This is a genomic window from Treponema vincentii F0403 (genome assembly GCF_000412995.1).
GTDB lineage: Bacteria > Spirochaetota > Spirochaetia > Treponematales > Treponemataceae > Treponema > Treponema vincentii.
Genome location: NZ_KE332512.1, coordinates 376350 through 399423 on the forward strand (window position 1 = coordinate 376350; position 23074 = coordinate 399423).

Here is a 23074-nt window from a genome sequence, read left to right on the forward strand (position 1 = left end):
CGCACGAATAAGGTGATATAAAATGGAAGAAGTAAAGGCAAGGCCTATCGGTCCGGCTGAAAACAAAATGGGGATCATGCCGATTATGAAGCTGATCCTCAATATGTCGCTACCGATGATGTTTTCTATGTTGATTATGGCGCTGTACAACATCGTCGACAGTATCTTTGTCGCAAAAATCAGCGAGGATGCGTTGACGGCCGTATCGCTTGCCTTTCCTATTCAGAACCTGATGATTTCGTTTGCCGTAGGTACGGGCGTCGGCGTCAATGCGCTGCTGTCAAAACGGCTCGGTCAGCACAATCAAGAGGATGTCAATAAAACCGCGATGAACGCCGTGTTTTTGGCGGCTTGTAATTTTATCGTCTTTTTTATTGCAGGACTGATACTGGTACGCCCGTACCTTGCTTCCCAAGGCGTTGAGGCGAATATCATTGCGTATGGGGAAGAGTATTTGAATATTGTGCTCAGTATGTCGTTTGCGCTCTTTTTCGGCATTACCTTTGACCGTCTGCTGCAATCGACGGGACTGACGCTGTATACGATGTATTCGCAGCTTTCCGGCGCGGTTTTCAACGTGATATTCGACCCGCTTTTGATATTCGGCATCGGACCGTTTCCTAAAATGGGTATACGCGGGGCGGCGCTTGCGACCGTACTCGGGCAAATTATCGGTCTTTGCGTCTCCGTTTTCTGCAATCTGACAAAAAACCGCGAAATTCAGTTTAAGCTCAAGAATATTGTACCCGAACCGCGTATCATTGCGGAAATCTATAAAGTCGGGGTGCCGTCTATTCTGCTCAGTTCGATCACCTCGGTTACCACCTACTTTCTCAATATCATCCTCAGCGCTTTCTCAAGTACCGCAATCGCGGTCTATGGTGTGTACTTTAAACTGAACAGCTTTATCTTTATGCCGGTGTTCGGACTGAATAACGGTATGGTACCGATTATCGCGTATAATTACGGAGCACAAAACAGAAAACGGATTACGGTTACGATACGGAACGGCCTCCTTCTTGCGATAGGGATCATGCTGTTCGGTATGGCGCTTTTTGAACTGTTCCCCGCGCAGCTGTTGGGATTGTTCGACGCCTCTCCGGCGATGCTCGCAATCGGTGTTCCTGCAATCCGCATCATTGCATGCAGCTTTATCGGCGCGGCGCTCGGCATCACCTTTTCTTCGGTGTTTCAAGCCTTCGGCAGCGCAGTATACAGCATGATTGCAACGTTTGTGCGCCAAATCGTAGCGCTTCTGCCGGCCGCATATCTGCTTTCGCTTACCGGCGATGTAAATGCCATCTGGTGGTCGTATCTCATCGCCGAAGTTGTCTCCATTATTGCCTGTCTCTTTTTTATGCACCGCATTTACAAAAAGAAGATAGCGCCCATGCCGATGAATTAGCAATTAAGAATTATGAATTATGAATTATGAATTAGAGATAGGAGTTGATATGCAGGAAATTATCGATTTACTGGAAAATGATGCGCGTCTCACCCCGCAGGATATTGCCGCAATGACGGGCAAGTCCGAAGATGAGGTGCGCGCTGTTATTAAAAAATTGGAAGATGACGGAATTATCTTAAAATATTCTGCGGTTATCAACCGTGAACGGCTTGCGAGCAGCGACACGGTATCTGCGATGATCGAAATTCAGGCCGCCCCTGCGCGGGAACACGGATTTGACCGTATTGCGGAGCGGATATACCGCTATCCTCAGGTAAAAACAGTTCAGCTGATGTCCGGCGGATACGATCTGCACGTACTTGTAGAAGGAAAAGACTTAAAAGAGGTTGCCTTTTTTGTGTCGGAAAAGCTTGCGTCGCTGGAGGGGGTTATCAGCACGCGGACTCATTTCGTGCTGAAGACCTATAAGGAAAGCGGAACGTATTATATCGATCCGAAAAAAGACCCCCGTGAAGAGATTACCGCATGATGGACAGAGCAGATAAATTTTCCAACCGGATTGTGAATATCGCTCCTTCCGGTATCCGCCGCTTTTTTGAACTTGCCGCCGGACAGGATGACATTATTTCGCTGGGGGTAGGGGAGCCGGATTTTGCGACACCGTGGGTAATGCGCGAAGAAGCGTGGTATCATCTCGAATGCGGGCACACCTCCTATACTTCAAACTGGGGACTTGAACTGCTTCGCAAAGCGGTTGCAAGCTATTTAAACCGCTATGGTATGACCTATTCGCCTAAAAACGAAATATTGATCACCTTCGGCGTTTCCGAAGCAATCGATATTGTGTTCCGGTCTATCTTGAATCCGGGAGACGAGGTTATCGTTGCGGAGCCGTGCTATGTTTCGTATCAACCCTTGGTGGCTCTCTGCGGGGCAAAACCGGTTGCACTGGACACCTCGGCGAATCGTTTTATTCCGACGGCGGCTGCCATCGAAACGCTTATTACGCCGAAAACCAAGGCGTTGATTCTCTGCAGTCCGAACAATCCCACCGGTACGATGATCCCTGCTGATGAAATGGAAAAGATCGCCGCCGTCGTTAAAAAGCATAAGATTTGGGTGCTCTCCGACGAGGTGTATTGCGAACTTCGGTATGAAGCGCCGCATGTGTCCATCGGTTCCTTTCCCGGAATGAAGGATTACTGTATTATCCTCAACGGGTTTTCAAAGTCCTTTGCGATGACCGGCTGGCGTATCGGGTTCATTGCCTGCCCGCAGGAACTGATGGCTCAAATTCATAAAATTCATCAATATGCGGCAATCTGCGCCCCGATTATGAGCCAATATGCGGCGCTGGAAGGATTGGAGCGCGGCTGGGACGAGGTTGAAAAAATGCGGGTATCTTACCGGCAGCGGCGCAACTTGATGATGAAAAGTTTGGATTCGATGAACCTGCCGTATATTACGCCCGACGGAGCCTTTTATCTGTTTGTCGATATCCGCCGTACCGGTTTAAGCTCGGAAGAATTTGCGGTTAAGCTGATTACCGACTACAAAGTTGCGGTTGTGCCCGGTCACGTATTCGGAAGCTGCGGCGAAGGCTTTGTCCGTTGCTGCTACGCTACCGACATAAGCAAGATACGGGTTGCGCTTGAGCGTATCGGTAAATTGTTGAAAGGCGAGCCACTGTAATGGAAAAGTTGAAAAATATAGAAATTATCGCAATGGATTTGGACGACACCCTTTTGCGGGATGATCTGACGATTTCAGATTACACGGTGTCGGTTTTACAGGCCTTGATGAAAAAGGGTGTACTGACATTGCTCGCTTCGGGGAGAAGTCCCCGCTCGGTGCATTCGTATGCGCAGCGGATCGGTTCGGATAAAACCGAAAGCTATATCCTGTGCAACAATGGAACACAGATATTGACCTCCGATATGAAGCTGGAAATTATCAGCCGCTGCCTCGGCGCCGATCTTGCGCTTGAGATTTACGATTATATAGAGTCGCAAAATCTTTCCTGTCATCTCTATTTTGACGATACCATTTATATCGTTAAACGGACGGTTTTTTCGGATAGGGACGCGCATCTGACAAAAATGAAGATTGTCGTGCCGAAGGACTATCGGGAAATTTTGCGCACCAAGCCGGTGTATAAGCTGCTCATCCCTGCGGAGCCGGATGTTATCGCTGCCGTCGAGCCTGAGTTTAGAAAGCGGTTCGGTACGCGGGCTGTCCTGTTTACCAGTAAGCCGTATTTTTTGGAAATTATTCCGTTGGATACCGGCAAGGGGGAATTCCTGCAAGAGCTGGCATGGCTGCTTGGCATCAGAGATAAGGCAGTGATGGCCTTCGGCGACAGCATGAATGACGAAACAATGATCCGCTATGCGGGATACGGCATCGCTATGAAAAACGGCCTCGACGCTATCAAAGATATTGCGTATGCAGTAACAGACTACACCAATAACGAAGACGGTATCGCTCACTTTTTAGAGAAGTACGTGCTGTAGAGTATAAGGATGCGGTACCTTCTTTCTGTGCGAAATTTTGGATAAAATTTCGCACATTTTTTCTAGCAGATGGGTAACCGCATCAGGAAAAATTGATAAACATCGCAGAATAATTGAGGTCGAGAGACCATTTGAACCAACGGTTCAACTCTGGTTGAACGGCCTCAATTATTCTGCGGGGATAACAAAAAAGCCTGATGCAGTTACCCGGATTTTTTTTATAGGTGTACAGTTGCAAAAATTCGGTATTCGTGATACCGTGTTATACAGCTATTAAAAAAGGTTATAAATACAGTAAACTATCATGGAACAAAACAATTTATTGACCGTTAAAAATTTGCACACGGCTTTCCGTATCGACGGCAACTACTATGATGCCGTTGATGGGGTATCGTTTGACGTTCATCCCAACGAGATGCTTGCTATTGTTGGGGAATCCGGCTGTGGAAAAAGCACTATCGCAATGTCCGTTATGGGACTGCACGATATGCGTTTTACCCGGGTTTCGGGCGAAATCCTCCTGAACGGCAGGGATTTGCTGACACTACCCGAAGACGAGATGAACAAAATCCGCGGAAAGGATATCGGATTTATCTTTCAGGATCCACTTGCTTCACTTAATCCGTTGCAGCGGGTAGGGAAGCAGATTGAAGAAGCCCTGCTGTACCACACCAGCCTCAACGAAAAAGAGCGACAGGAGCGGGTTTTACAGCTTTTAAATGATGTCGGTATTCAGAACCCCAAGCGGACGGCGCAGCGGTTCCCGCATGAGCTTTCCGGCGGAATGAGGCAGCGGGTACTTATCGCAACTGCACTGTCTTGTAATCCGTCGCTTATCATTGCCGATGAGCCGACAACCGCGCTCGACGTAACAATCCAAGCGCAGATTCTCGATCTCATCAAAGACCTGCAGGAAGAACATAAGGCGGGTATCATCCTTATCACCCATGACCTCGGCGTCGTCGCACAGGTTGCCGACCGTGTCGCGGTTATGTATGCGGGGCAGATCGTCGAACTGACTACTGTGCAGGAATTGTTTACTCATCCCTTGCACCCGTATACCCGTTCTTTGCTTAAATCGATTCCGCAGGCGGATAAAGACGATGATATGCTGCACGTTATTAAAGGTATGGTGCCGTCGCTTAAAAAACTCAAGCATACGGGCTGTCGGTTTGCCGACCGTATACCGTGGATTCCGGCTGAGGAACACGAAGAGTCTCCGGTCTTGCACGAAGTAAGTCCCGGACATTTTGTCCGCTGCTCCTGCTGGAAAAATTTCCGGTTCGAGGGTGAGGTTTAGAGGAGGCGGATATGGCATTATTGGAAGTAAAAGATTTAAAAGTACATTTCCCTATCCGCGGCGGCTTTTTTAACACGATACAGGATCACGTACGAGCGGTAGACGGTGTTTCTTTTCAAATTGAAGAAGGAAAAACCTACGGTCTTATCGGGGAGTCCGGTTCCGGAAAAACCACCATCGGTAAAGCGATTGTCGGATTGGAACAGCCTACCGGCGGAGAAATCCGCTACGAAGGAAGTCTTGTAAATACCAAGGCACAGCGGAAAAAGATTAAATATAACGAAAACGTCCAAATGGTGTTTCAAGACGTCATGTCGAGCCTCGACCCTAAAAAACGTATCCGCGACATCATCGCAGAACCCATTAGGAATTTTGAACGGCTTTCAAAGCATGAAGAATTAAAAAAAATACTTTCGCTCTTGCAGATTGTCGGGATACCGCCCGACGGTTTATATAAGTACCCGTATGAGTTTTCGGGTGGGCAGCGGCAGCGTATCGGTGTTGCGCGTTCAATTGCCGTTAATCCGCGACTCATTGTGGCGGACGAACCGGTTTCCGCGCTTGACCTTTCGGTGCAGGCGCAAATTCTCAACTTTCTTAAAGAAATTCAGCGCGAATTTATGTTGAGCTATCTGTTTATTTCGCACGACTTAGGCGTTGTCAAACATATGTGCGATTACATCTACATTATGTACCGCGGCCGATTCGTAGAAGCGGGAACGCGGGAAGATATTTACCGTAACCCGATGCATATTTACACCAAGCGGCTTATCGCAGCTATCCCTGAAATGAATGTCGAAATACGCGAAGAATATAAAAAACGCCGTGCCGAAATTGAAGAAATATACAAGCGTGAATCGGAGCGTTACTTTAGTCCCGAAGGGCGAGTGTACGATTTAAAGAAAATAAGCGACACTCATTACGCTGCATTGAAGGATTAGGGGGAAGAGTATGTGGAAGACGATAGTACGCCGTATCCTTATTATGATACCGCAGCTGTTTGTATTGAGTGTTTTGGTGTTCTTAATCGGAAAAATGATGCCCGGTGATCCCTTTACCGGCCTGATAAATAATCCGAATGTCGATGCGAGCCGTATTGAAGAACTACGGGAAAAAGCAGGTTTAAACGATCCGTGGCCGGTTCAGTATAAGAATTGGATGGGGCGTATTCTGCTGCACGGTGATTTCGGTGTCTCTTATACGTATAAAATTCCGGTAAAAGATAAAATTCTATTACCGGCGCAAAACACCCTGTGGCTTTCGCTTTTAACCGTTATTTTGACGTATGCAATTGCCGTACCTCTTGGTATCCGCGCAGGGCGTTATAACGGATCGAAATTCGATAAGGCGGTGTTGGTTTATAACTTTATCACGTATGCAATTCCGACGTTTATCCTTGCACTTTTGAGTCTTTTATTATTCGGCTATCGGCTCAAAATTTTTCCGACGTCGGGTTTTGTCGGGCTGGATGCGATGGGACACAGGGGGCGCTTTATCCTAAGCCGTCTGTATCATATGCTGCTTCCTGCAATTACGGCGGCGGTACTGCGTACAACAAGTATCGTGCAATATCTTCGCAACGAGATTATCGATGCAAAAAGTCAAGATTACGTTAAAACGGCGCGGAGCAAGGGCGTACCGATCGACAAGGTGTATACGCATCATATTTTCCGAAATTCCTTATTGCCGATAGCGGCTTTCTTCGGCTTTACGGTAACGGGCTTGCTTGCCGGTTCAATATTCGTCGAAACGATTTTTATGTATCAAGGAATGGGCATGTTGTTCATCGAATCGATTATGTCACGCGATTATTCGGTTATCAATGCACTCACCTTATTGTACGGAACGCTGGCTCTGTTCGGTAGCTTGATTTCCGACATTATTATGATAATCGTCGATCCGCGGATCAGAATTGAATAAAATCATCAACTGATGTATCTCCTTGTACATCAGTTGATTTTGAGAGGGTATTATGGAAAAAACGGCATTTGATATTGATAGTATAGACGAAGCGACATTGAAAGAAATGACTTCCGTGCCGTCGTTTTGGAAGATCGTAAAGACGGAATTTAAACATGATAAAGCCGCAATCCTTGCACTCGGCATATTGGTTATTATTTTTGCAGTGATTATCATCGGCGGTTTTGTACTGGATACGGAAACGGTTATGAAGGTAAGCTTACGGGATAAGTTTTCGGTGCCCGGTAAAAAGTTTCTGCTCGGAGCAGATCTTGGTGGTCGGCCGATTTTGCCTCAGCTGATTATCGGAGCGCGTAATTCCATCCTTATTGCATTCAGCGTAACCATTATTACCGAAATCGTTGGCGTCTTTTTCGGCCTGATTACCGGTTTTTACGGGGGAAGGGTCGACAATGTCATCATGCGTATCTGCGACTTTATTATGATTTTGCCGGTCGTTATGCTGATTATCGTATTTGTAACGATTGTTCCCTCTTATAATATTTGGACGTTTATCTGTATAATGTCCTTTTTTTATTGGGTGCATATTACCCGGCTTGTACGCAGTAAGGCCTTGTCCGAAAACCGCCGCGATTATGTGAATGCATCGCGCATTATGGGAACAAGTGACTTTAAAATTATGTACGGCGGCATTTTGCCGAATATCGCTTCGATTATTATCGTTGACTTTACGCTCGGTATGGCAGGTAATATCGGTATCGAAACGGGAATGAGCTTTTTAGGCTTCGGTCTCCCGCCGACATCGCCGTCGCTTGGTACGCTGATTGGCTATGCGCGCGATCCGGGAACTATTTCCGGTAAGCTGTGGGTATGGCTGCCTGCATCTATTCTTATTATGGTGTTAATGCTGTGTATTAACTACGTCGGACAAACGATAAAACGCGCCTCCGATGCAAAGCAGCGTTATAAATAAGGTGAATTCAAGTGCTTAAAAATGGCATTGGCTTGAGTTGAACGAGGAGGAACAAATGTCAAAAGGTTTAAAAATTACTGCGTTTTTATGCGCGGTAATGATGGTACTTGCAAGCTGCGGCGGTAAGACGGAACAAACGCAAACTGCACAAAGCGGCGAGAGGAAGGAAGCAAATAAAGAATTAAAATTGTTGTTTCCACAAATGATCGAACGGGAAGGGGAAATACTTGCCGGCGGTACTCTGGTCTGCGGTCTTGTCGGTGATACACCGTGGAAAGGAATATTCAATACGTTCTTATATGAAGATAATCCGACGTATGAGGCAATGCTGCCGATGTTGGCTAACTTCATGGTTGATGGTCCCAATCACGAAATCAGAAACGGCGGATATTGTGATATGACATTCGACCGTGAAAAGAAAACAGCTACCTATCATATTAATCCGGGGCTCACATGGTCGGACGGCGTACCGGTAACTGCTGAAGATATTATTTTCTGTTATGAGTGTATCGGACATCCCGATTATACCGGTGTTCGTTATGATAGCCGTTATGCGAATGTTGTCGGTATGGTTGACTACCATGAAGGTAAGGCTAAAAATATTTCCGGTGTTAAAAAAATAGACGATAAAACGGTAGAAGTAACTTTTATAGAGTATGAACCCGGTATCTTATGGGGTTCAGGCCTTACCTATAATGCGGAACCGTATCATTACCTTAAAGATATTCCATTGACGGAAATGGCTTCTCATGACCGTGTACGGAAAACACCGCTTTCCTGCGGTCCCTTTGTGATCAATTCTATGGTAGAAGGTGATATTATCGAGTATGTACCTAATCCTTATTGGTATGGCAAAAAAATCGCACTCGATAAGCTGATTATGAAACGGATTGCGCCGACATCTCTTGCCGCAGCTTTGAAAGCCGGTGAAGTGGATATTGTCGATTATTTTAGAGCTGATTTATATGACCAATTTGTTGTGCTTGATGACGAAGGAAGAACGGTATTTGACGAAAACGGAAAGCCGAAGTTGAAGGTTGATAATCTTGATTTCATCTGTAATGTAGATAATGCCTATGGGTATTTAGGCTTTAAGTTTGGTGTATGGAATAAAGAAAAAGGCGAATGCGAAATGTTCCCCGACGGCGGTAAATTTAAAGACAAGGCGTTGCGTCAGGCGCTCGGTTATGCGATGGATAACGATGGAATAAACGATATCTACTACCATGGCTTACGGTTTACTGCCAACTCCTTTATTACGCCGTATCACCCCGGATTTTACGATATAAACCGGAAAGGATACTCATACAATCCTGAAAAAGCGAAACAGTTGCTCGACGAAGCAGGCTATAAGGATGTTGACGGAGACGGCTATCGTGAAACGCCGGATGGAAAACCGCTCAAGATCAATTTCTTGTATATGAGCGGCAGCGATGTAGCAGCTCCGATTGCAAATTACTATATCCAAAACTGGAAAGATGTCGGATTAAATGTTGCGCTGAACGACGGTCGGCTGATCGAATTCAATGCCTTTTATGATAGACTGAGAAACGATGACCCTGCTGTGGAAATGTATATGGCTGCATGGGGTGTAGGTTCAAATCCCCGTCCAAACGGTCTTTACGGCAGAGATGCTCAATTTAACCGGCTCCGCTGGGTTAATGAGAAAAATGATGAACTGCTTGCTAAGATTTCTTCGGAAGATTTCTTTGACGAGGCATTCCGCGCTCAGGCTTATAAGGAATGGGACGAAAATATACTGGAAGAAGCTCCTGCAGTTCCAACCGCATATCGCATAAGACTTTGTGCTGTTAACAAGCGGGTTAAGAATTGGGATATACGGTTTGTTAAGGACTGGGACTGGTGCGATGCGGCGCTTGTTAGCGACAAACCTGCCGTCAATACAATGAAATAACGGTAAGCAGGTAAAATAACAATATGCGATAACACTGATCCGCCGGATAAAACGGGTCAGTGTTATCGTTGTTTAAAGTAAAAATAGCGGAGAGCTTATAGAAAAATTTTTGCCGGCTCTCTTAATAAATTAAAATGGTTATGAGGTTGTAGCGCATGATACGAAAACAACAAGAGTTTTGGGGGAAATTAGTTATTTTTACCGGTATTAGTTTGATCTTTGCATCATTCATGCTGGCATTAAGTCCCCGTTTTTCGTTTTTAGGACGCTTGATTTCTGCGAAAGATCTGACACTAATGGTAACACAGTACCGAATGCTTCCTAATTTCAGCTTCCTTACCCGTTTCGGTTTTGCCTTTGTTATCTTTGCTATTGCTTCCATTATGGTCTCTATGGCAACCGTCTTTTTATCCCATAAGGTACGGGAAGACGTTTATAGCGAAATGGAAACCGCTCTTTTTGCTTCCTTTATCAGTGGACTGCGCTTTTGCTATACGCGTGAAAACCTTATCGAAGCTATTCAGCGGGAACTTGAATATCAAGCGGATTGCTCCGTGTTACTCACCAATACCGACACGGATTTGGTTGTATACAACAGTGCTTCTGCATACGTTTCGGATCCGGATGTGTATGCAAAGTTAGCGCAGCGGTTTTCAACCGACTGGCTGGAACATTGGGGAGAAGGAATTTATTTATTGGATTCCGATATGCAGATGATATCCGATAGAAAAAAAGCGCGGGGAATTGTCGTTGCGTATAGTTCCGCACGTTTTTTTATTATCTGCCGGTACATCCGTGCTGTTGAACCGGAGATTTTTCCGCAGCTTTTTACGGAATTTAAAAACTATTTCGGCCGCGAAAGAACGCTTTCACAACTCCTTTATTATTCGGAGCTTGCACAGGAATGGCAGATGGTTGCCAATACTCAGCATGCATTCTTGCCGCAAAAAATACCTGCACTTGATAAGTTGGAAGTAGGTATTTATTTCCGTCCATTGGTAAACGTATCGGGCGACTATTATGATATTATTCCCATCGACGAAGATAAAACTCTTATTATTACGGGCGACGTTTCCGGAAAAGGACTTGCAGCTGCGCTCGTTATGGGTGTGGTAGTAAACACGATACGGATTATGGAAAATAAAGAAGACTTAGCCGGTCTGATACTTGCGGTAGACAGCGCTATTAAGCGCATGAATCTCCTCGATAAATACACCGTCGTGTTTTTAGGTCTCATCGATACTAAGGCGATGAAAATACGTTATGTAAACGCTTCGATGGAAGCGCCGATGATCTTTACCAGAGCTGCAGAAGGATACAAAGTTAAGCCGCTGGATTCAAATTGTTCCGTTATCGGAATTATCGATATCGATTCGGTAGCGGTTGCCGAAAAGCCTTTGTACCGTAACGATTTGTTGGTTATTACGACGGACGGTATTCCCGAAATAACCAATGAAGAAGGTGTAGAGCTCGGTGACAATGACGTATATGTTGAATCAATAAAGTCTTTTGCATCATCTGATGCATCGTCAGTAGCCGCAAAAATAGCCGATTTAGGATTGAATTATAGCGCAACGAAGACGTTCCGCGATGATACCACTATTTTAGCAGTCAAATTAAAGGAATAAGGTATGGGTTTAATTTTCTTTACGTATTTTTGCGTGATTTTGCTTCTTGTGGATTCATCGTATCTTTCGTTTCATCAATCGAACCGTATTAATGTTTTGTTAAATAAGATTACGGTACCGGCAACCCTTGTTGCACTTTGCATTGCACTATCTGTTCACTTGACCTTTTATGGAAAAACCACGATACAACCCATTGTATCAACATGTGCATTTTTCTTTATGGTGCTTGCTTCTTATCATATTCTTAATATGGCCTTTATTATCTCCGAACTGAAAGCATATCGAATATTGCAAAAGATTAATGCGGTGTTTCATCTTACCGGTATCGGAGTTATCATATTTTATGTAGGCAGATTCCAATGGGATCCGCTTAGAGGCTTTTACTTTGTACAACGCGATATTATGCCGGGGATGAGCGGTGTCAGGTTCTTCATGTATGTTTATATATTCTTGGTTCCTGTGTTATCAATCGTGATATGCTTTGTAAAAATGTTTTTTGTTAAAAGTAATATTCATCGGCAGCGTCTGCTTTTACACGGACTTTCCCTTGGACTCGGACTTGCAATATGGATTGCAGAATACCGTTATTTTCTGATATTTTCTTGGGTATTTTCATTTATACCGTTCGGTTATGCAGCTATGCTAGCCTTGGATAATATGGTATTTTCGCTGACACGTGTTTTTGATATTAAGCAAATCCTATTCGGCCTTATCAGGTTTATTGTTTTTACTGTTTTATTCGCTGCTGTAGCCGGTTTGACGACAGCGGGTATTATGCAGCTTTCCCATTCAGTCAGCATTTGGTTGGTATTAATTACAATTTCGTGTGTGGTTATTTTCTTTATAAGAAATTTTGTTGCCGGTAAACTTGGATACATATTCGGAAAAACAGCCGATTACGAAGCCGTATTGGATGCCGAACTGCAAACACTCGATTTCGGAAAGGGGCACGATGCTGTTTTGGAAGCTTTTCCGCGAATTATGAAGCAGCATGTCACTTGTAAGGGACTTGATATCCTTGTCAGCGATGAAAACATGAATTTGCAGACGGTCTATTCGGACTTTAACCATCATAATACGCTGAGTGCAAATCTTGCTTGTTTTGAATATTTGCTTAGTCAAAATACTATCGTCATTACAAAAACGGAATTAATTGCGAATTATCAGTATGAATCTATACGGGATGTACTGCTCGATATATTTGAAACAACGCAAACTGAAATTCTTATCAGTATGCGGGAAGGACAAAAGCTCATCGGTTGTATCCTGTTGGCTCCAAAGACGCATAGTGCGGAATATACTCCGTACGATATACGCGTATTGTCAAATATGTATTCATATTTCTTTTTGGTTATCTACTACCTTAGAAATATTTCCAAGCAGGATATTACCGCCACGATTGACCGTGAAGTTGAAATGTCAGATCAAGTTATCGGATCTATTCAGAATTATAAGGATACGCTTGAAGCACATCACTTTTCGATGGAGTCGATTGCATATTCGGCACATCAGCTTGGCGGCGATTTTATCGACTATATCACACTGAACGATAAACGGGCGATGTTCCTTATCGGTGATGTTTCGGGTAAGGGGTTAAGCGCCAGTATGTCGATGGTCATTTTAAAATCGATTATCCATACCTACCTACAGACGATTTCAGATTTTAAGGAGTTGGTAACAAAAGTAAATCGGTTTATAAAAGATAATCTGCCGCGCGGAACTTTCTTTGCGGGGCTTTTCGGTATTATAGATTTTCCTACCAATACTATTTACTACTTAAACTGCGGCATTCCGTTGATGTCGATGTATATCAGTTCATATAAGAATGCAATCGAAATTCAGGGAGAAGGCAGGGTTCTCGGTTTTGTAAAGAATATTGCTCCTTTCTTAAAGGTTCGGAAAATCACTTTGCATAAAGGAGATGTGATTGTCTTTACGACTGACGGTTTGCTGGAAGCAACAAACCTTAAAGGAGACCGGTTCGGCAGCGACCGAGTTGGCCATATCTTGCAAGAAAATAGCGATGCAAAAGCTTCTCAGATTGCAAGAACTATTTACAACAACCTTCTGGATTTTATTTTGCGTAAAATCGATGATGATGTTACCATATTGGTATTAAAGTATAATGAATAGGGCATCTCTAAAAATCTGACCGAGTTTTTAGAGGTTCCCGATAATATTAGAGGAGCATGATTTATGGACAATTTAGCAATTACGGAAAAAATGAACGATGCTTTTGTGTTATTAACGGTATCGGGTTCAATCAATTCCTATACCTATCATGAATTTGAAACAAAAGTGTACAACCTGATTAAGGAACGCTCAATTGTACTTGACGTATCCCGCGTTACAAACCTTTCCTCATCGGGATTGGGCATCTTAATGGCTGCTTCCGAAGATGGAGCTGAACTGGGTCATAAAATTTATATTATGAATCCGTCGGAGATTGTAAAGCTTGCAATTGCCTCAACAGGTTTTTCGGAAGTGTTTCCTATTATTCATTCGCTTGACGAAGTAAAATAGGCCGATACGGTATACGCGCGTGGATCATTTACAGGTGGAAGCCGACTTAAAAAATATCGGCTTTATTGAAGGTTTTATCTCTAACTCTAAAGATATTCCCGAGAATAGACGAGCGGCGGCACTTATTATCTCAACAGAAGTGTTTGATAATATTGCCGAGCACGCAAAATTTGCTGAAAATAGAGGTATTCAATTAAGCGTATCAAATATTTTTTTCCCGCGTCTTTGTTTTTCATATCGGAGCATGAATTTTGATAACCTTCTCCGCGCACTCAAAAGGACAAAACCTCATTTTGATCCGGATGCAAAGCGGTATCGCGGTTTCGGTTTGTTGATGACAAAAAATCTTGCCCGTAAGGTATGCTACCGACAAGATCCGTCCCGCTCCTGTATTATTGTTTACTTATAAAAGAATTGATTAAAAGAGTCGGTGTTATGAAAAAAGCGCTCTGTATAATGACGTGTATATTGTCATTTTTTTGTGTAACGGCTGCCGATGCAGCTATGGAAATGCAGCTGCGGGATTTCGTATATCCGGCGGCTATTCCGGCGGATATACGGCAGAACATCGGCAATAATGCGGTTTCTTTTTTAGCCGAATTAAAGCATCTTTTAGCGGCGGAAAGAGAAAACCTCTTGGTGCTGGTTGATAAGCGGCATCTTCTGCCGGATGGATACACACCGCAAAATCTCGTAACGCTGACTGCCGGCCGCGCCTATATGATTAACCGGAAAGATTTATCCCTTACAAAAACAGCGGAACAGGCGATGCAGGAAATGGCGCTTGCTGCAAAGCAGGACGGCGTTACCCTGCTTATCAGTTCTTCGTACCGTTCATACGCATATCAAAAAAATTTATTTGACCGGTATATGCGGGAGTCCGGCGAAAAGGAAGCGGAACGTTTTTCCGCCCGCGCAGGGACAAGTCAGCATCAACTTGGTACGGTTGTCGATTTCGGTTCCATCTCGGATGAATTTGCGCAAACACGCGCCGGCAAGTGGGTGCTGCACAACGCGTCAAAATACGGCTGGTCTCTTTCTTTTCCTAAAGGCTACGAAGCGGTAACCGGCTATGTTTGGGAGTCGTGGCATTACCGTTATATCGGTACGGAAGCTTGCGCCTTTCAGCAAAAATGGTTCGGCGACATTCAGCAATACATGCTTGAGTTTATCGACGCATGGAAAAAACAGACGAAATAATCTTAACAGGCAGAATAACCTTATGGAGGAAACAATGAAGAAATACGTTATAGTAGGCGGTGTGGCCGGAGGTGCAGGAGTTGCAGCCCGGTTGCGCAGATTGGACGAATCGGCGGAAATTACCGTCTTTGAGCGGGGAAAGCACATCAGTTTTGCAAACTGTGGCCTTCCGTATTATGCCGGTGGCGTTATCGAAAACCGTGATGCGCTTTTTGTAATGACCCCCGAAAAATTTAAGGCTTCGCTGAATGTTACTGCAAAAGTACAACATGAAGTAACGGCAATTAACCCTGCTGCAAAAACGGTAACGGTCAAGCGGTTGAATACGGGAGCGGAAGTTACCGAAAGTTACGATACGCTCATTTTAAGTCCCGGTGCATCTCCTATTAGGCCGCCGATTCCGGGAATTAACGACGATGCTATTTATACGCTGCGCTCGGTTGCCGATATCGATGCAATCAAGCAGCGGATAGATAATCCGGCGACAAAACGGGTGGCTGTAATCGGGGGCGGATTTATCGGTTTGGAAATGGCAGAAAATCTCCACCGCCGCGGGATAGCTGTGTCGATTATCGAAGCAGTCGATCAGGTTATGAATGTCATCGATTACGATATGGCGGCAATCGTGCAGGCGAATATCCGCAGCAAGGGTGTCGGTTTATACCTGAAAGACGGAGTAAAATCTTTTGAACGGCGTGGTACCGGATTGGCAGTGTGCTTGCAGTCGGGTACCGAGGTTGTATGCGATGCCGTCCTTCTTTCGATCGGCGTACGTCCCGACACCAAATTGGCGAAAGACGCCGGCATTGAACTTGCACCGAACGGGGCGATAAAGGTCAATGAATATTTTGAAACCTCGCAAAAAGATGTGTACGCAATCGGCGACGCCATTTCGTTTAAGAGTCCTCTGCTAAATACCGATGCGACCGTTCCGCTTGCCGGCCCCGCGAATAAGCAAGCCCGTATTTGTGCGGATAACATTGTGTACGGCAACAAAAAAGCATACTGCGGAACAATCGGCACCAGCATTGCGCGGATATTCGATTATACCGCAGCCGCTACAGGGTTGGGCGAAAAAGCTTTGGATAGGGCAGGGCTTCCTTACAAGCAGGTTGTAACCCATGCCGCCCATCACGCGAGCTATTATCCGCACGCTTCTATGATATCGATTAAAATTCTGTATAATCCGGAAAACGGCCGGTTATGGGGTGCACAGGCAGTCGGAATGGAAGGTGTTGACAAACGGATCGATGTCCTTGCCGCCTACATTAAAAAGAACGGCACCATTTCCGATTTGGCCGAATTTGAACAAGCGTATGCACCGCCGTTTGATTCTGCAAAGGATCCTATCAATATGCTCGGGTTTATTGCGGAAAACGACCGTGACGGTTTAACAACGGTTATTTCATGGCGGGATATACCCCGATATAAGGAACAGGGAGCATTCTTTCTTGATGCGCGTACTCCGGAGGAATTCGGCTGCGGGGCGATTCCGGGGGCAGTTAATATACCGCATACCTCGTTGCGTGCCCGATTGAATGAGGTGCCGAAAGACCGGCCGATCGTTATTAATTGCGGCATGGGCTTACGGGGGTATATTACGGAGCGGATTTTACGGCAGAACGGATACAAGAATACAGCAAATCTTTCAGGTGGTTTTATGACCTATAACACCGTTCATAGCGAACTGTCCCGTTTATCCTGATTGCTTGACGGTTTGACCAAAAAAGCTTTTATCTATAAGATAGCGCCATGAAAATAATTTATCGATATGTATTGTTATGTTTTATCATAATAAGCATCGCAGCGGGATGTACTTCCGTCCCGTCTCCCGTAAAAGACGAACCTGTGCAATCCCAAGAGGTCGCGGTTCCCGCACCGGAGCCTGTTATAAAACAGGAACCGGTTGAACCAGCAGTTCCGGTAGAACCGGCTAAGCCCGAATCTTCGGCAAAAGCGGAAGAATCTCCTGTAGAGCCTGCTCCGGTGGTCAAGAAACAAGAACCGGTTGTTGAAGTTAAACCGGAACCGGCCGAAGAGAAAAATACCATCATTGCCGAGTTTGAAGGGGTTACGATTACGAAAGAAACCTACGATCAAACAAAGACGGAGATGGAAAAAATTGTTGAAAAGCTTAACCGCATTACGGCGACGAAGGACTATACTCAATGGAGAACTTTCTTATCGGAAGAGTATAAGGAGCAGTATTCTCAACCTCTTACGCTTAAAAAAGTTTCCGAAGCATTGCCGGTAAAAGGAATAAAGCTAAAATCTCTAAGAGATTACTTTACTTATGTTTTTGTTCCTTCCCGGCAGAATGTGCGGGTAGACGATATCAAGTTCGTTTCTCCGACGCGGGTTGATGTCATTATGCAGCAGGGAAATACTTCGCTGCTCGTTTACGGTTTGGAAAATATTGACGGCAGCTGGAAGCTGATTCCGCCTAAACTATAACAGAAGGTATACGATAATGCGTAAGAGTATTATTTCCGCGGTTTTTGCCGCATTAATTTGTGCGGGATGGATGATGGCTATTCCTGTTGGTCCTATCCCGATTGTACTTCAAAATGCGCTTGCCGTGCTTGCCGGTTTGCTGCAGGGACCGTTGTTCGGCGGTCTTTCGGTGCTGCTCTTTTTGATTGCCGGAGCTGCGGGGCTTCCCGTTTTTTCGGGCGGTAGCGGAGGTTTTGCCGTATTTGCAGGGCCGACAGGCGGTTTTTTAGTTGGCTACCTCGCGGCGGCGGTTGTCGGCGGCTTGATTATGAAGCTTTTCCGGCAAGAACAACGGCCGCTGCTTGCATGCGGTATCATTGCCGTAGCGGGGCTTTTGAGTTTCCTTTCCATCTATGTTTTCGGGCTTCTTTGGTTTAAGCATGCGCTTAATCTCAGCTGGACGCACACATTTATGAAGGGATTCGTACCTTTTATTCTGCCCGATCTGATTAAGCTGGTTGTTGTTGTGCCGATTACGCTTAAATTACAGCCGATTATACGGCGGTACACGGAATAACTGCGGAGCCGTGCTTTTTTAAGCCGATGCCGAAATCTAAGAACCGATGACGCCTCCTAATGAGCCCTCTGCATTGATTACGCTCACCGATGTGAGTAAATCGTTTGCCGGATCCGGACAACCGGTGTTGTCCGGTATCTCTTTTTCCGTATTTGACGGCGACTGTATTGTGGTATCGGGGCCGAACGGCTCGGGGAAGACGGTGCTGATGACGCTGATTGCCGGTTTGGAAGCTCCTTCCGCCGGTTCGATACTCCGCAAAGGAAAAGGCGCCGATGAGCTTCGTATCGGGCTGGTGTTCCAGGAAGCCGACGCCCAAATCCTCGGAGACACGGTCGAAGAGGATGCGCTTTTCGGGATACGGGACAGTAAGCTGCCTAAAGAGGTTATCTCGCAGCGGCTGGAAACAATCTTAAAGCAGCTTGGCCTATACGAAAAGCGCCGTTCGCCCGCACGCAGTTTATCGGGGGGCGAAAAGCGGCGGCTTGCAGTTGCCGGTATTTTGATGATGGAAGCGGACGTTATCATATTTGACGAACCTTTTGCAAACCTTGATTTTGCAGGCGTTGTGCAGGTTACGTCAATGATAGACCAGCTGAAGCACAGCGGAAAAACGGTTATGGTGCTTACCCATGAGCTGGAAAAAGTGCTTGCGCTTGCGAACCGGCTGCTTATCCTGCATAGGGGAAGCTTAGTGTATAATGGGGAACCGGAACCTGCGCTCTCCGGCGGCATTCTTGAACAATACGGTATACGGAATCCGCTCTGCTCTTACCGTGCCTTTGCAGATCTTGTATGGAAGGCCGATGACTGCCGATAAACAGAGTTTTCTATTCCAATATCATCCGAAAAACACTTGTATTCATCGTCTTCCTGCCGGAATAAAGTTTTGTGTATTATGTATTTCTTCCTTTGTTTTGTACGGTGCGTCTCCATTACCGGCTGCTGTGTATGCAATCTTCCTTGTTTTTGTCTGCATTGGAGCAAAGCTTTCATGGGTAACGGTAAAAAAGAATTGCCGATTTTTATGTATATACACGGTTTGTATCTTTTGTATCAAAATAATTGGTATGCCGTTAACGGCAGAAGTTTTAAAAGCAACGGCTGTAGAAACACTCACGTTTATGCAAAAACTTACGCTCATCTTATTTACCGCCTCGATCTTTTATGAAACAACCTCAAAGCTGGAATTTTTTATGCTCTGCGAAAAAATCGAACGCTTTTTTTGTAGAAAAAAATATACGGGCGCTTTTTCAACGCTGTTTACCATTACATTGATGTGCGTTCCCCGTGTATTTGAAGTTTGGGGACAGTTAAACTATGCTTATGATGCGCGTACCCATAGACGGCGCGATATTGTAAACGCTTATCGGCGTTTTACTTCCTTATTCCCCGCCCTTATCGAAAACCTTTTACGCTTTGCCGTTACCGTCGACAAAGCGTTAAAAAACAGAAGCTAATTTGTCAAAAAGCGTCTTATGAACTACTCGGAGCAGCCCTAGCTATAAATACGAAAATGCGGTACACTTAATTCAACCTTTTCTAATTGTACTGGAGAGTATATGAAAATACGAACATCGGTTAATTTATTTTTAATAGCGACGCTTATCATTGCCGTTTGCGGGGCTTTAGCTTTTAGCGTTATGCAATCAAAATCATATATAGAAAATAATTTTTACAAAACAGTGCCGTTTATGCTGAACGCGTCATGTTCCGAACTTCAAACAAATCTGGCAGTAGGATTGGCTCTTTCGCAGGATTTGGCGGAAGAACCGTATTTAATAGATTGGTTGGAAAATCATGAAAGAGATGATGAAAACGGTGCCAAAGTTACCGGCAAACTGGTCAAGCTTAGTAAAGGCGAACAGTTTTCTACTTGTTTTGCCGCTTCAAAATTAACCGGCAGTTACTATGTTGTTGATAATACTAAACATATTCGAAAAGACATGCTCACCGAAGACGGCGATCAGTGGTTCTTTACGATGATACAAAGTCCGCAGACATTGTTTTACAATGTAGACTATAATAAAACGCTTAATGAAACCAATTTTTGGTTTAATGTAAAGATATTCAATACAGCCGGCGAAGCGATCGGTTTCGCCGGCATGGCGGTTAATTTGCAAAAAGCTATCGCTGAGATAAATAAATCGCTGCCGAGTCCGCAATCTTGGATTGGGATTATAGATAATACGGATACAATATCGCTTTGCTCAAATGCCGATTTTACAAATAAAAAAATCGATAGCGTGATCGGTACTCTTTCTGATTTAACAGGATATAATAATCTTCAATATTATGATGATGCTTTGCTGGGTAGAGTTATTATCGCAAAAAAGCAGCTTGCAGGTTTGCCCTACTATACTATCATGGCAGTTCCCTTAAAAGATTTTATACCGCCTATTCTCCCCATTTTAGGCTATTCGCTTTTATGGACGGCCGTTTTGCTGGTCATCATGATCGTGATTAATCAATTTATGCTTCGCTATTTATTCGGGCGGTTTATTAAACTTCATGCTATTTTTACAAAGGTTGCCGAAGGAGATTTTACCGTTCAAGCTACGGTACATTCCGATGAACTCGGTTCCATCGCATTGTCGATAAACAATGCAATAGAAAAGATCCGCACTTCTTTTTCGGTTATTACCGACACGGCAAAAAATATGCAATCTGTCAGCCAAACGTTATCCTCACGGATGGTGGAATCTGCTGCAGCACTTAACGAAATAACAGGTAACATCGAAAGCGTAAAGGATAGGTTTGTTGTGCAGCATACCGAGGTTAATGAAACCGCCGCAAAGATCGATACTATTACACAAACTATTTCGAGCCTCGATTCTCATATCGATAATCAAGCCCAAAGTATTTCGGGCTCATCGCTTTCAATCGAAGAAATCGTAAAAAATATTCAGATTGTTCAGGAACGGGCCGAAAAGAATCTCCAGTCGATTAAAACGCTTGAAAAGACGACTCATACGGGTAAAGAGACCGTTGCGATGGTTGTTGACGTAACCAAAGTAGTAACGGAACAATCCGAAGGTCTGCTCGACGCTATTACGGTTATCCAGAATACTGCAAGTCAAACAAACCTTCTTGCGATGAATGCTGCAATCGAGGCTGCCCATGCGGGAGAGGCCGGAAAAGGGTTTGCAGTCGTAGCCGATGAAATACGGAAGCTGGCAGAAGAATCGGGTGCTCAGGGAACAAGTATCACCAAAGTTTTGGAAGAACTTAAACATAAAATTGAAAGTCTCAACGGTGCAGGACCTTTGGTTGCAGAACAATTTGAAAAAATCAGCGCTATGATGGATTTTATTTACCGGCAGGAAGACGGCATGATCCGTACTATGAAGGAACAAATGCAGGGCGGCGAAGAAGTCTTGAACGTTATTAATGGAATGAATGCAATAACGGCAAAGGTTAAAGAAGATTCAAATGAGATTCTAGCGGAAGCTTCGGATATTTCTACAGGCATTCAAAAACTTGCCGATTTGTCGCAAACTATTACACAAAGCATGGCGGAAATGGCAGCCGGTGTAGCGGAAGTGAATAAAGCAATGCAGGAAGTGAATACTATCGCGCTTAACAATCAGAAAAATGCCGCAAGCGTTACCGGCGAAATAGAAAAATTTAAGGTCTAACGATCCTGATATAGGATATCTCTAAATGCTTCAGGTTTTAAAGGTGCCGTTACAGATAGGAGCATAAATGGGAAGTTTTTTTGTAGCATTCAACGCGGTTATGCCGGTTGTTCTCTTAGTTGCCTTCGGTTATTTTCTAAAGCAACAGGGGTATTTCAGCAAGACAACGATTGCCCAACTAAATAAGCTATGCTTCGATTTACTGTTACCGATCGTAACTTTTAACAATATCAGAAAAACGAATTTAAATGAAGTTTTCGATTTACGTTTTGTTCTGTATGCAGCAGGAAGTATCTGTGCCGCAATCTTCCTGCTTATTATCATTGTCCCCCTTTTTGAAACGGAGCGAAAAAAACAAGGCGTTATTATACAGGGAATATTTAGAAGTAATTTTGTGATGCTCGGGATTCCGCTTTCTTCTTATATTGCAGGAGAAAATAGCGCCGTGTTGGCCTCGATGCTGATTATGGTTATTATTCCCATCTTTAATGCTTCCGCCGTTATTCTGCTTTCAATTTACGGAGGACAAACCGTCAATAAAAAGAAACTTATCATGGACGTATTAAAGAATCACATGATAATTGCCTCTATTTTAGGAATTCTTATGTCCTTGTTGCATCCGCCGGTTCCGCTTTTCTTGAATAAAGCGTTAACGGATGTCGGAAAAGTCGGCAGTGTATTTCCAATTATCGTACTTGGCGCAATGCTCGATTTTTCAAAGGTATCGGCAAACTTTAAAAATTTAATGATTACGATTGCCGGTAAGCTTATCGGTATGCCGCTGATTTTTATTCCGCTTGCCGTTTATCTCGGCTTTAAATCGAATGAAATCGTGGCACTGGTAGCTCTTTACGGTTCTCCCACTGCCGTTATTTCAGCAGTGATGGCCGAACAGCTCGGATGCGATCATGAACTCGCCGCCCAAGTTGTTATTTTCTCGACGGTAATATCGTGCGTTACTATTTTCGGTATTGTCTTCGTTCTTAGTTTTTTAAAGATCATATAAGATTTATAAACTTATTGTATGCCGGTCTTTTTTCTGGTAT

Annotated in this window: 21 protein-coding genes; all 21 read left to right on the forward strand. The window is 44.5% G+C overall.

Annotation, left to right across the window (positions count from 1 at the left end):
• Positions 1 to 22: 22 nt before the first annotated feature.
• The gene (locus tag HMPREF1222_RS01675) at positions 23 to 1405 is read left to right on the forward strand and encodes an MATE family efflux transporter (RefSeq protein WP_016517940.1); all 1383 of its coding nucleotides are present in this window, start codon (positions 23 to 25) and stop codon (positions 1403 to 1405) included.
• Positions 1406 to 1454: 49 nt separating this feature from the next.
• Positions 1455 to 1937 carry an Lrp/AsnC family transcriptional regulator gene (locus tag HMPREF1222_RS01680; protein ID WP_016517941.1) on the forward strand — a complete coding sequence of 161 codons (483 nt, stop codon included), beginning with the start codon at positions 1455 to 1457 and terminating at the stop codon, positions 1935 to 1937.
• Positions 1934 to 3100 (forward strand): aminotransferase class I/II-fold pyridoxal phosphate-dependent enzyme, encoded by a 1167-nt coding sequence (locus HMPREF1222_RS01685; RefSeq protein ID WP_016517942.1) that lies wholly within the window; start codon positions 1934 to 1936, stop codon positions 3098 to 3100. The genes HMPREF1222_RS01680 and HMPREF1222_RS01685 overlap by 4 nt, the downstream gene beginning before the upstream one ends.
• On the forward strand, positions 3100 to 3921 hold the full coding sequence (locus HMPREF1222_RS01690) for a Cof-type HAD-IIB family hydrolase (protein WP_016517943.1): 822 nt from the start codon (positions 3100 to 3102) through the stop codon (positions 3919 to 3921). Before HMPREF1222_RS01685 ends, HMPREF1222_RS01690 begins: the two co-directional genes overlap by 1 nt.
• A 304-nt stretch (positions 3922 to 4225) precedes the next feature.
• Positions 4226 to 5221 (forward strand): ABC transporter ATP-binding protein, encoded by a 996-nt coding sequence (locus HMPREF1222_RS01700; RefSeq protein WP_016517944.1) that lies wholly within the window; start codon positions 4226 to 4228, stop codon positions 5219 to 5221.
• Positions 5222 to 5232: 11 nt separating this feature from the next.
• Entirely contained in the window at positions 5233 to 6162 is a 930-nt protein-coding gene (locus HMPREF1222_RS01705) for an ATP-binding cassette domain-containing protein (protein ID WP_006189510.1), read from the forward strand.
• A 10-nt stretch (positions 6163 to 6172) separates the two neighbouring features.
• Positions 6173 to 7141, forward strand: a complete 969-nt coding sequence (locus tag HMPREF1222_RS01710) for an ABC transporter permease (protein ID WP_016517945.1) — start codon at positions 6173 to 6175, stop codon at positions 7139 to 7141.
• Between the two features lie 52 nt (positions 7142 to 7193).
• A complete protein-coding gene (locus tag HMPREF1222_RS01715; RefSeq protein ID WP_016517946.1) occupies positions 7194 to 8114 on the forward strand; it encodes an ABC transporter permease in 921 nt (306 codons plus the stop codon).
• A 55-nt stretch (positions 8115 to 8169) separates the two neighbouring features.
• Positions 8170 to 10029, forward strand: coding sequence for an oligopeptide ABC transporter substrate-binding protein (locus tag HMPREF1222_RS01720; protein ID WP_016517947.1), 1860 nt, complete (start codon positions 8170 to 8172; stop codon positions 10027 to 10029).
• 155 nt (positions 10030 to 10184) lie between these two features.
• A complete protein-coding gene (locus HMPREF1222_RS01725; RefSeq protein ID WP_006189515.1) occupies positions 10185 to 11657 on the forward strand; it encodes a PP2C family protein-serine/threonine phosphatase in 1473 nt (490 codons plus the stop codon).
• A gap of 3 nt (positions 11658 to 11660) precedes the next feature.
• Positions 11661 to 13790, forward strand: coding sequence for a PP2C family protein-serine/threonine phosphatase (locus HMPREF1222_RS01730; RefSeq protein WP_016517948.1), 2130 nt, complete (start codon positions 11661 to 11663; stop codon positions 13788 to 13790).
• 63 nt (positions 13791 to 13853) lie between these two features.
• Complete coding sequence (locus tag HMPREF1222_RS01735; RefSeq protein WP_016517949.1) at positions 13854 to 14180, forward strand: STAS domain-containing protein; 327 nt, start codon at positions 13854 to 13856, stop codon at positions 14178 to 14180.
• Positions 14181 to 14199: 19 nt separating this feature from the next.
• Positions 14200 to 14589: a hypothetical protein gene (locus tag HMPREF1222_RS01740; RefSeq protein WP_244870097.1), complete on the forward strand. Its 390-nt coding sequence runs from the start codon at positions 14200 to 14202 to the stop codon at positions 14587 to 14589.
• A gap of 26 nt (positions 14590 to 14615) precedes the next feature.
• Positions 14616 to 15380 carry a M15 family metallopeptidase gene (locus HMPREF1222_RS01745; RefSeq protein WP_016517950.1) on the forward strand — a complete coding sequence of 255 codons (765 nt, stop codon included), beginning with the start codon at positions 14616 to 14618 and terminating at the stop codon, positions 15378 to 15380.
• A gap of 34 nt (positions 15381 to 15414) precedes the next feature.
• Positions 15415 to 17085, forward strand: a complete 1671-nt coding sequence (locus HMPREF1222_RS01750) for a CoA-disulfide reductase (RefSeq protein WP_016517951.1) — start codon at positions 15415 to 15417, stop codon at positions 17083 to 17085.
• Between the two features lie 47 nt (positions 17086 to 17132).
• Positions 17133 to 17834 (forward strand): hypothetical protein, encoded by a 702-nt coding sequence (locus tag HMPREF1222_RS01755; protein WP_016517952.1) that lies wholly within the window; start codon positions 17133 to 17135, stop codon positions 17832 to 17834.
• Between the two features lie 16 nt (positions 17835 to 17850).
• The gene (locus HMPREF1222_RS01760) at positions 17851 to 18390 is read left to right on the forward strand and encodes a biotin transporter BioY (protein WP_016517953.1); all 540 of its coding nucleotides are present in this window, start codon (positions 17851 to 17853) and stop codon (positions 18388 to 18390) included.
• Positions 18391 to 18436: 46 nt separating this feature from the next.
• Positions 18437 to 19210 (forward strand): ABC transporter ATP-binding protein, encoded by a 774-nt coding sequence (locus HMPREF1222_RS01765; RefSeq protein ID WP_016517954.1) that lies wholly within the window; start codon positions 18437 to 18439, stop codon positions 19208 to 19210.
• Positions 19197 to 19850 carry a hypothetical protein gene (locus HMPREF1222_RS01770; RefSeq protein WP_038076414.1) on the forward strand — a complete coding sequence of 218 codons (654 nt, stop codon included), beginning with the start codon at positions 19197 to 19199 and terminating at the stop codon, positions 19848 to 19850. Before HMPREF1222_RS01765 ends, HMPREF1222_RS01770 begins: the two co-directional genes overlap by 14 nt.
• A gap of 102 nt (positions 19851 to 19952) precedes the next feature.
• Complete coding sequence (locus HMPREF1222_RS01775; protein ID WP_016517956.1) at positions 19953 to 22028, forward strand: methyl-accepting chemotaxis protein; 2076 nt, start codon at positions 19953 to 19955, stop codon at positions 22026 to 22028.
• 67 nt (positions 22029 to 22095) lie between these two features.
• A complete protein-coding gene (locus HMPREF1222_RS01780; RefSeq protein ID WP_016517957.1) occupies positions 22096 to 23034 on the forward strand; it encodes an AEC family transporter in 939 nt (312 codons plus the stop codon).
• Positions 23035 to 23074: the final 40 nt, after the last annotated feature.

What these genes read in the sequence shown, in the direction of transcription:
- HMPREF1222_RS01675 (WP_016517940.1), top strand. Translation starts at nt 23, where the DNA reads ATGGAAGAAGTAAAGGCAAGGCCTATCGGTCCGGCTGAAAACAAAATG.
- HMPREF1222_RS01680 (WP_016517941.1), top strand. Translation starts at nt 1,455, where the DNA reads ATGCAGGAAATTATCGATTTACTGGAAAATGATGCGCGTCTCACCCCG.
- HMPREF1222_RS01685 (WP_016517942.1), top strand. Translation starts at nt 1,934, where the DNA reads ATGATGGACAGAGCAGATAAATTTTCCAACCGGATTGTGAATATCGCT.
- HMPREF1222_RS01690 (WP_016517943.1), top strand. Translation starts at nt 3,100, where the DNA reads ATGGAAAAGTTGAAAAATATAGAAATTATCGCAATGGATTTGGACGAC.
- HMPREF1222_RS01700 (WP_016517944.1), top strand. Translation starts at nt 4,226, where the DNA reads ATGGAACAAAACAATTTATTGACCGTTAAAAATTTGCACACGGCTTTC.
- HMPREF1222_RS01705 (WP_006189510.1), top strand. Translation starts at nt 5,233, where the DNA reads ATGGCATTATTGGAAGTAAAAGATTTAAAAGTACATTTCCCTATCCGC.
- HMPREF1222_RS01710 (WP_016517945.1), top strand. Translation starts at nt 6,173, where the DNA reads ATGTGGAAGACGATAGTACGCCGTATCCTTATTATGATACCGCAGCTG.
- HMPREF1222_RS01715 (WP_016517946.1), top strand. Translation starts at nt 7,194, where the DNA reads ATGGAAAAAACGGCATTTGATATTGATAGTATAGACGAAGCGACATTG.
- HMPREF1222_RS01720 (WP_016517947.1), top strand. Translation starts at nt 8,170, where the DNA reads ATGTCAAAAGGTTTAAAAATTACTGCGTTTTTATGCGCGGTAATGATG.
- HMPREF1222_RS01725 (WP_006189515.1), top strand. Translation starts at nt 10,185, where the DNA reads ATGATACGAAAACAACAAGAGTTTTGGGGGAAATTAGTTATTTTTACC.
- HMPREF1222_RS01730 (WP_016517948.1), top strand. Translation starts at nt 11,661, where the DNA reads ATGGGTTTAATTTTCTTTACGTATTTTTGCGTGATTTTGCTTCTTGTG.
- HMPREF1222_RS01735 (WP_016517949.1), top strand. Translation starts at nt 13,854, where the DNA reads ATGGACAATTTAGCAATTACGGAAAAAATGAACGATGCTTTTGTGTTA.
- HMPREF1222_RS01745 (WP_016517950.1), top strand. Translation starts at nt 14,616, where the DNA reads ATGAAAAAAGCGCTCTGTATAATGACGTGTATATTGTCATTTTTTTGT.
- HMPREF1222_RS01750 (WP_016517951.1), top strand. Translation starts at nt 15,415, where the DNA reads ATGAAGAAATACGTTATAGTAGGCGGTGTGGCCGGAGGTGCAGGAGTT.
- HMPREF1222_RS01755 (WP_016517952.1), top strand. Translation starts at nt 17,133, where the DNA reads ATGAAAATAATTTATCGATATGTATTGTTATGTTTTATCATAATAAGC.
- HMPREF1222_RS01760 (WP_016517953.1), top strand. Translation starts at nt 17,851, where the DNA reads ATGCGTAAGAGTATTATTTCCGCGGTTTTTGCCGCATTAATTTGTGCG.
- HMPREF1222_RS01765 (WP_016517954.1), top strand. Translation starts at nt 18,437, where the DNA reads ATGACGCCTCCTAATGAGCCCTCTGCATTGATTACGCTCACCGATGTG.
- HMPREF1222_RS01770 (WP_038076414.1), top strand. Translation starts at nt 19,197, where the DNA reads ATGACTGCCGATAAACAGAGTTTTCTATTCCAATATCATCCGAAAAAC.
- HMPREF1222_RS01775 (WP_016517956.1), top strand. Translation starts at nt 19,953, where the DNA reads ATGAAAATACGAACATCGGTTAATTTATTTTTAATAGCGACGCTTATC.
- HMPREF1222_RS01780 (WP_016517957.1), top strand. Translation starts at nt 22,096, where the DNA reads ATGGGAAGTTTTTTTGTAGCATTCAACGCGGTTATGCCGGTTGTTCTC.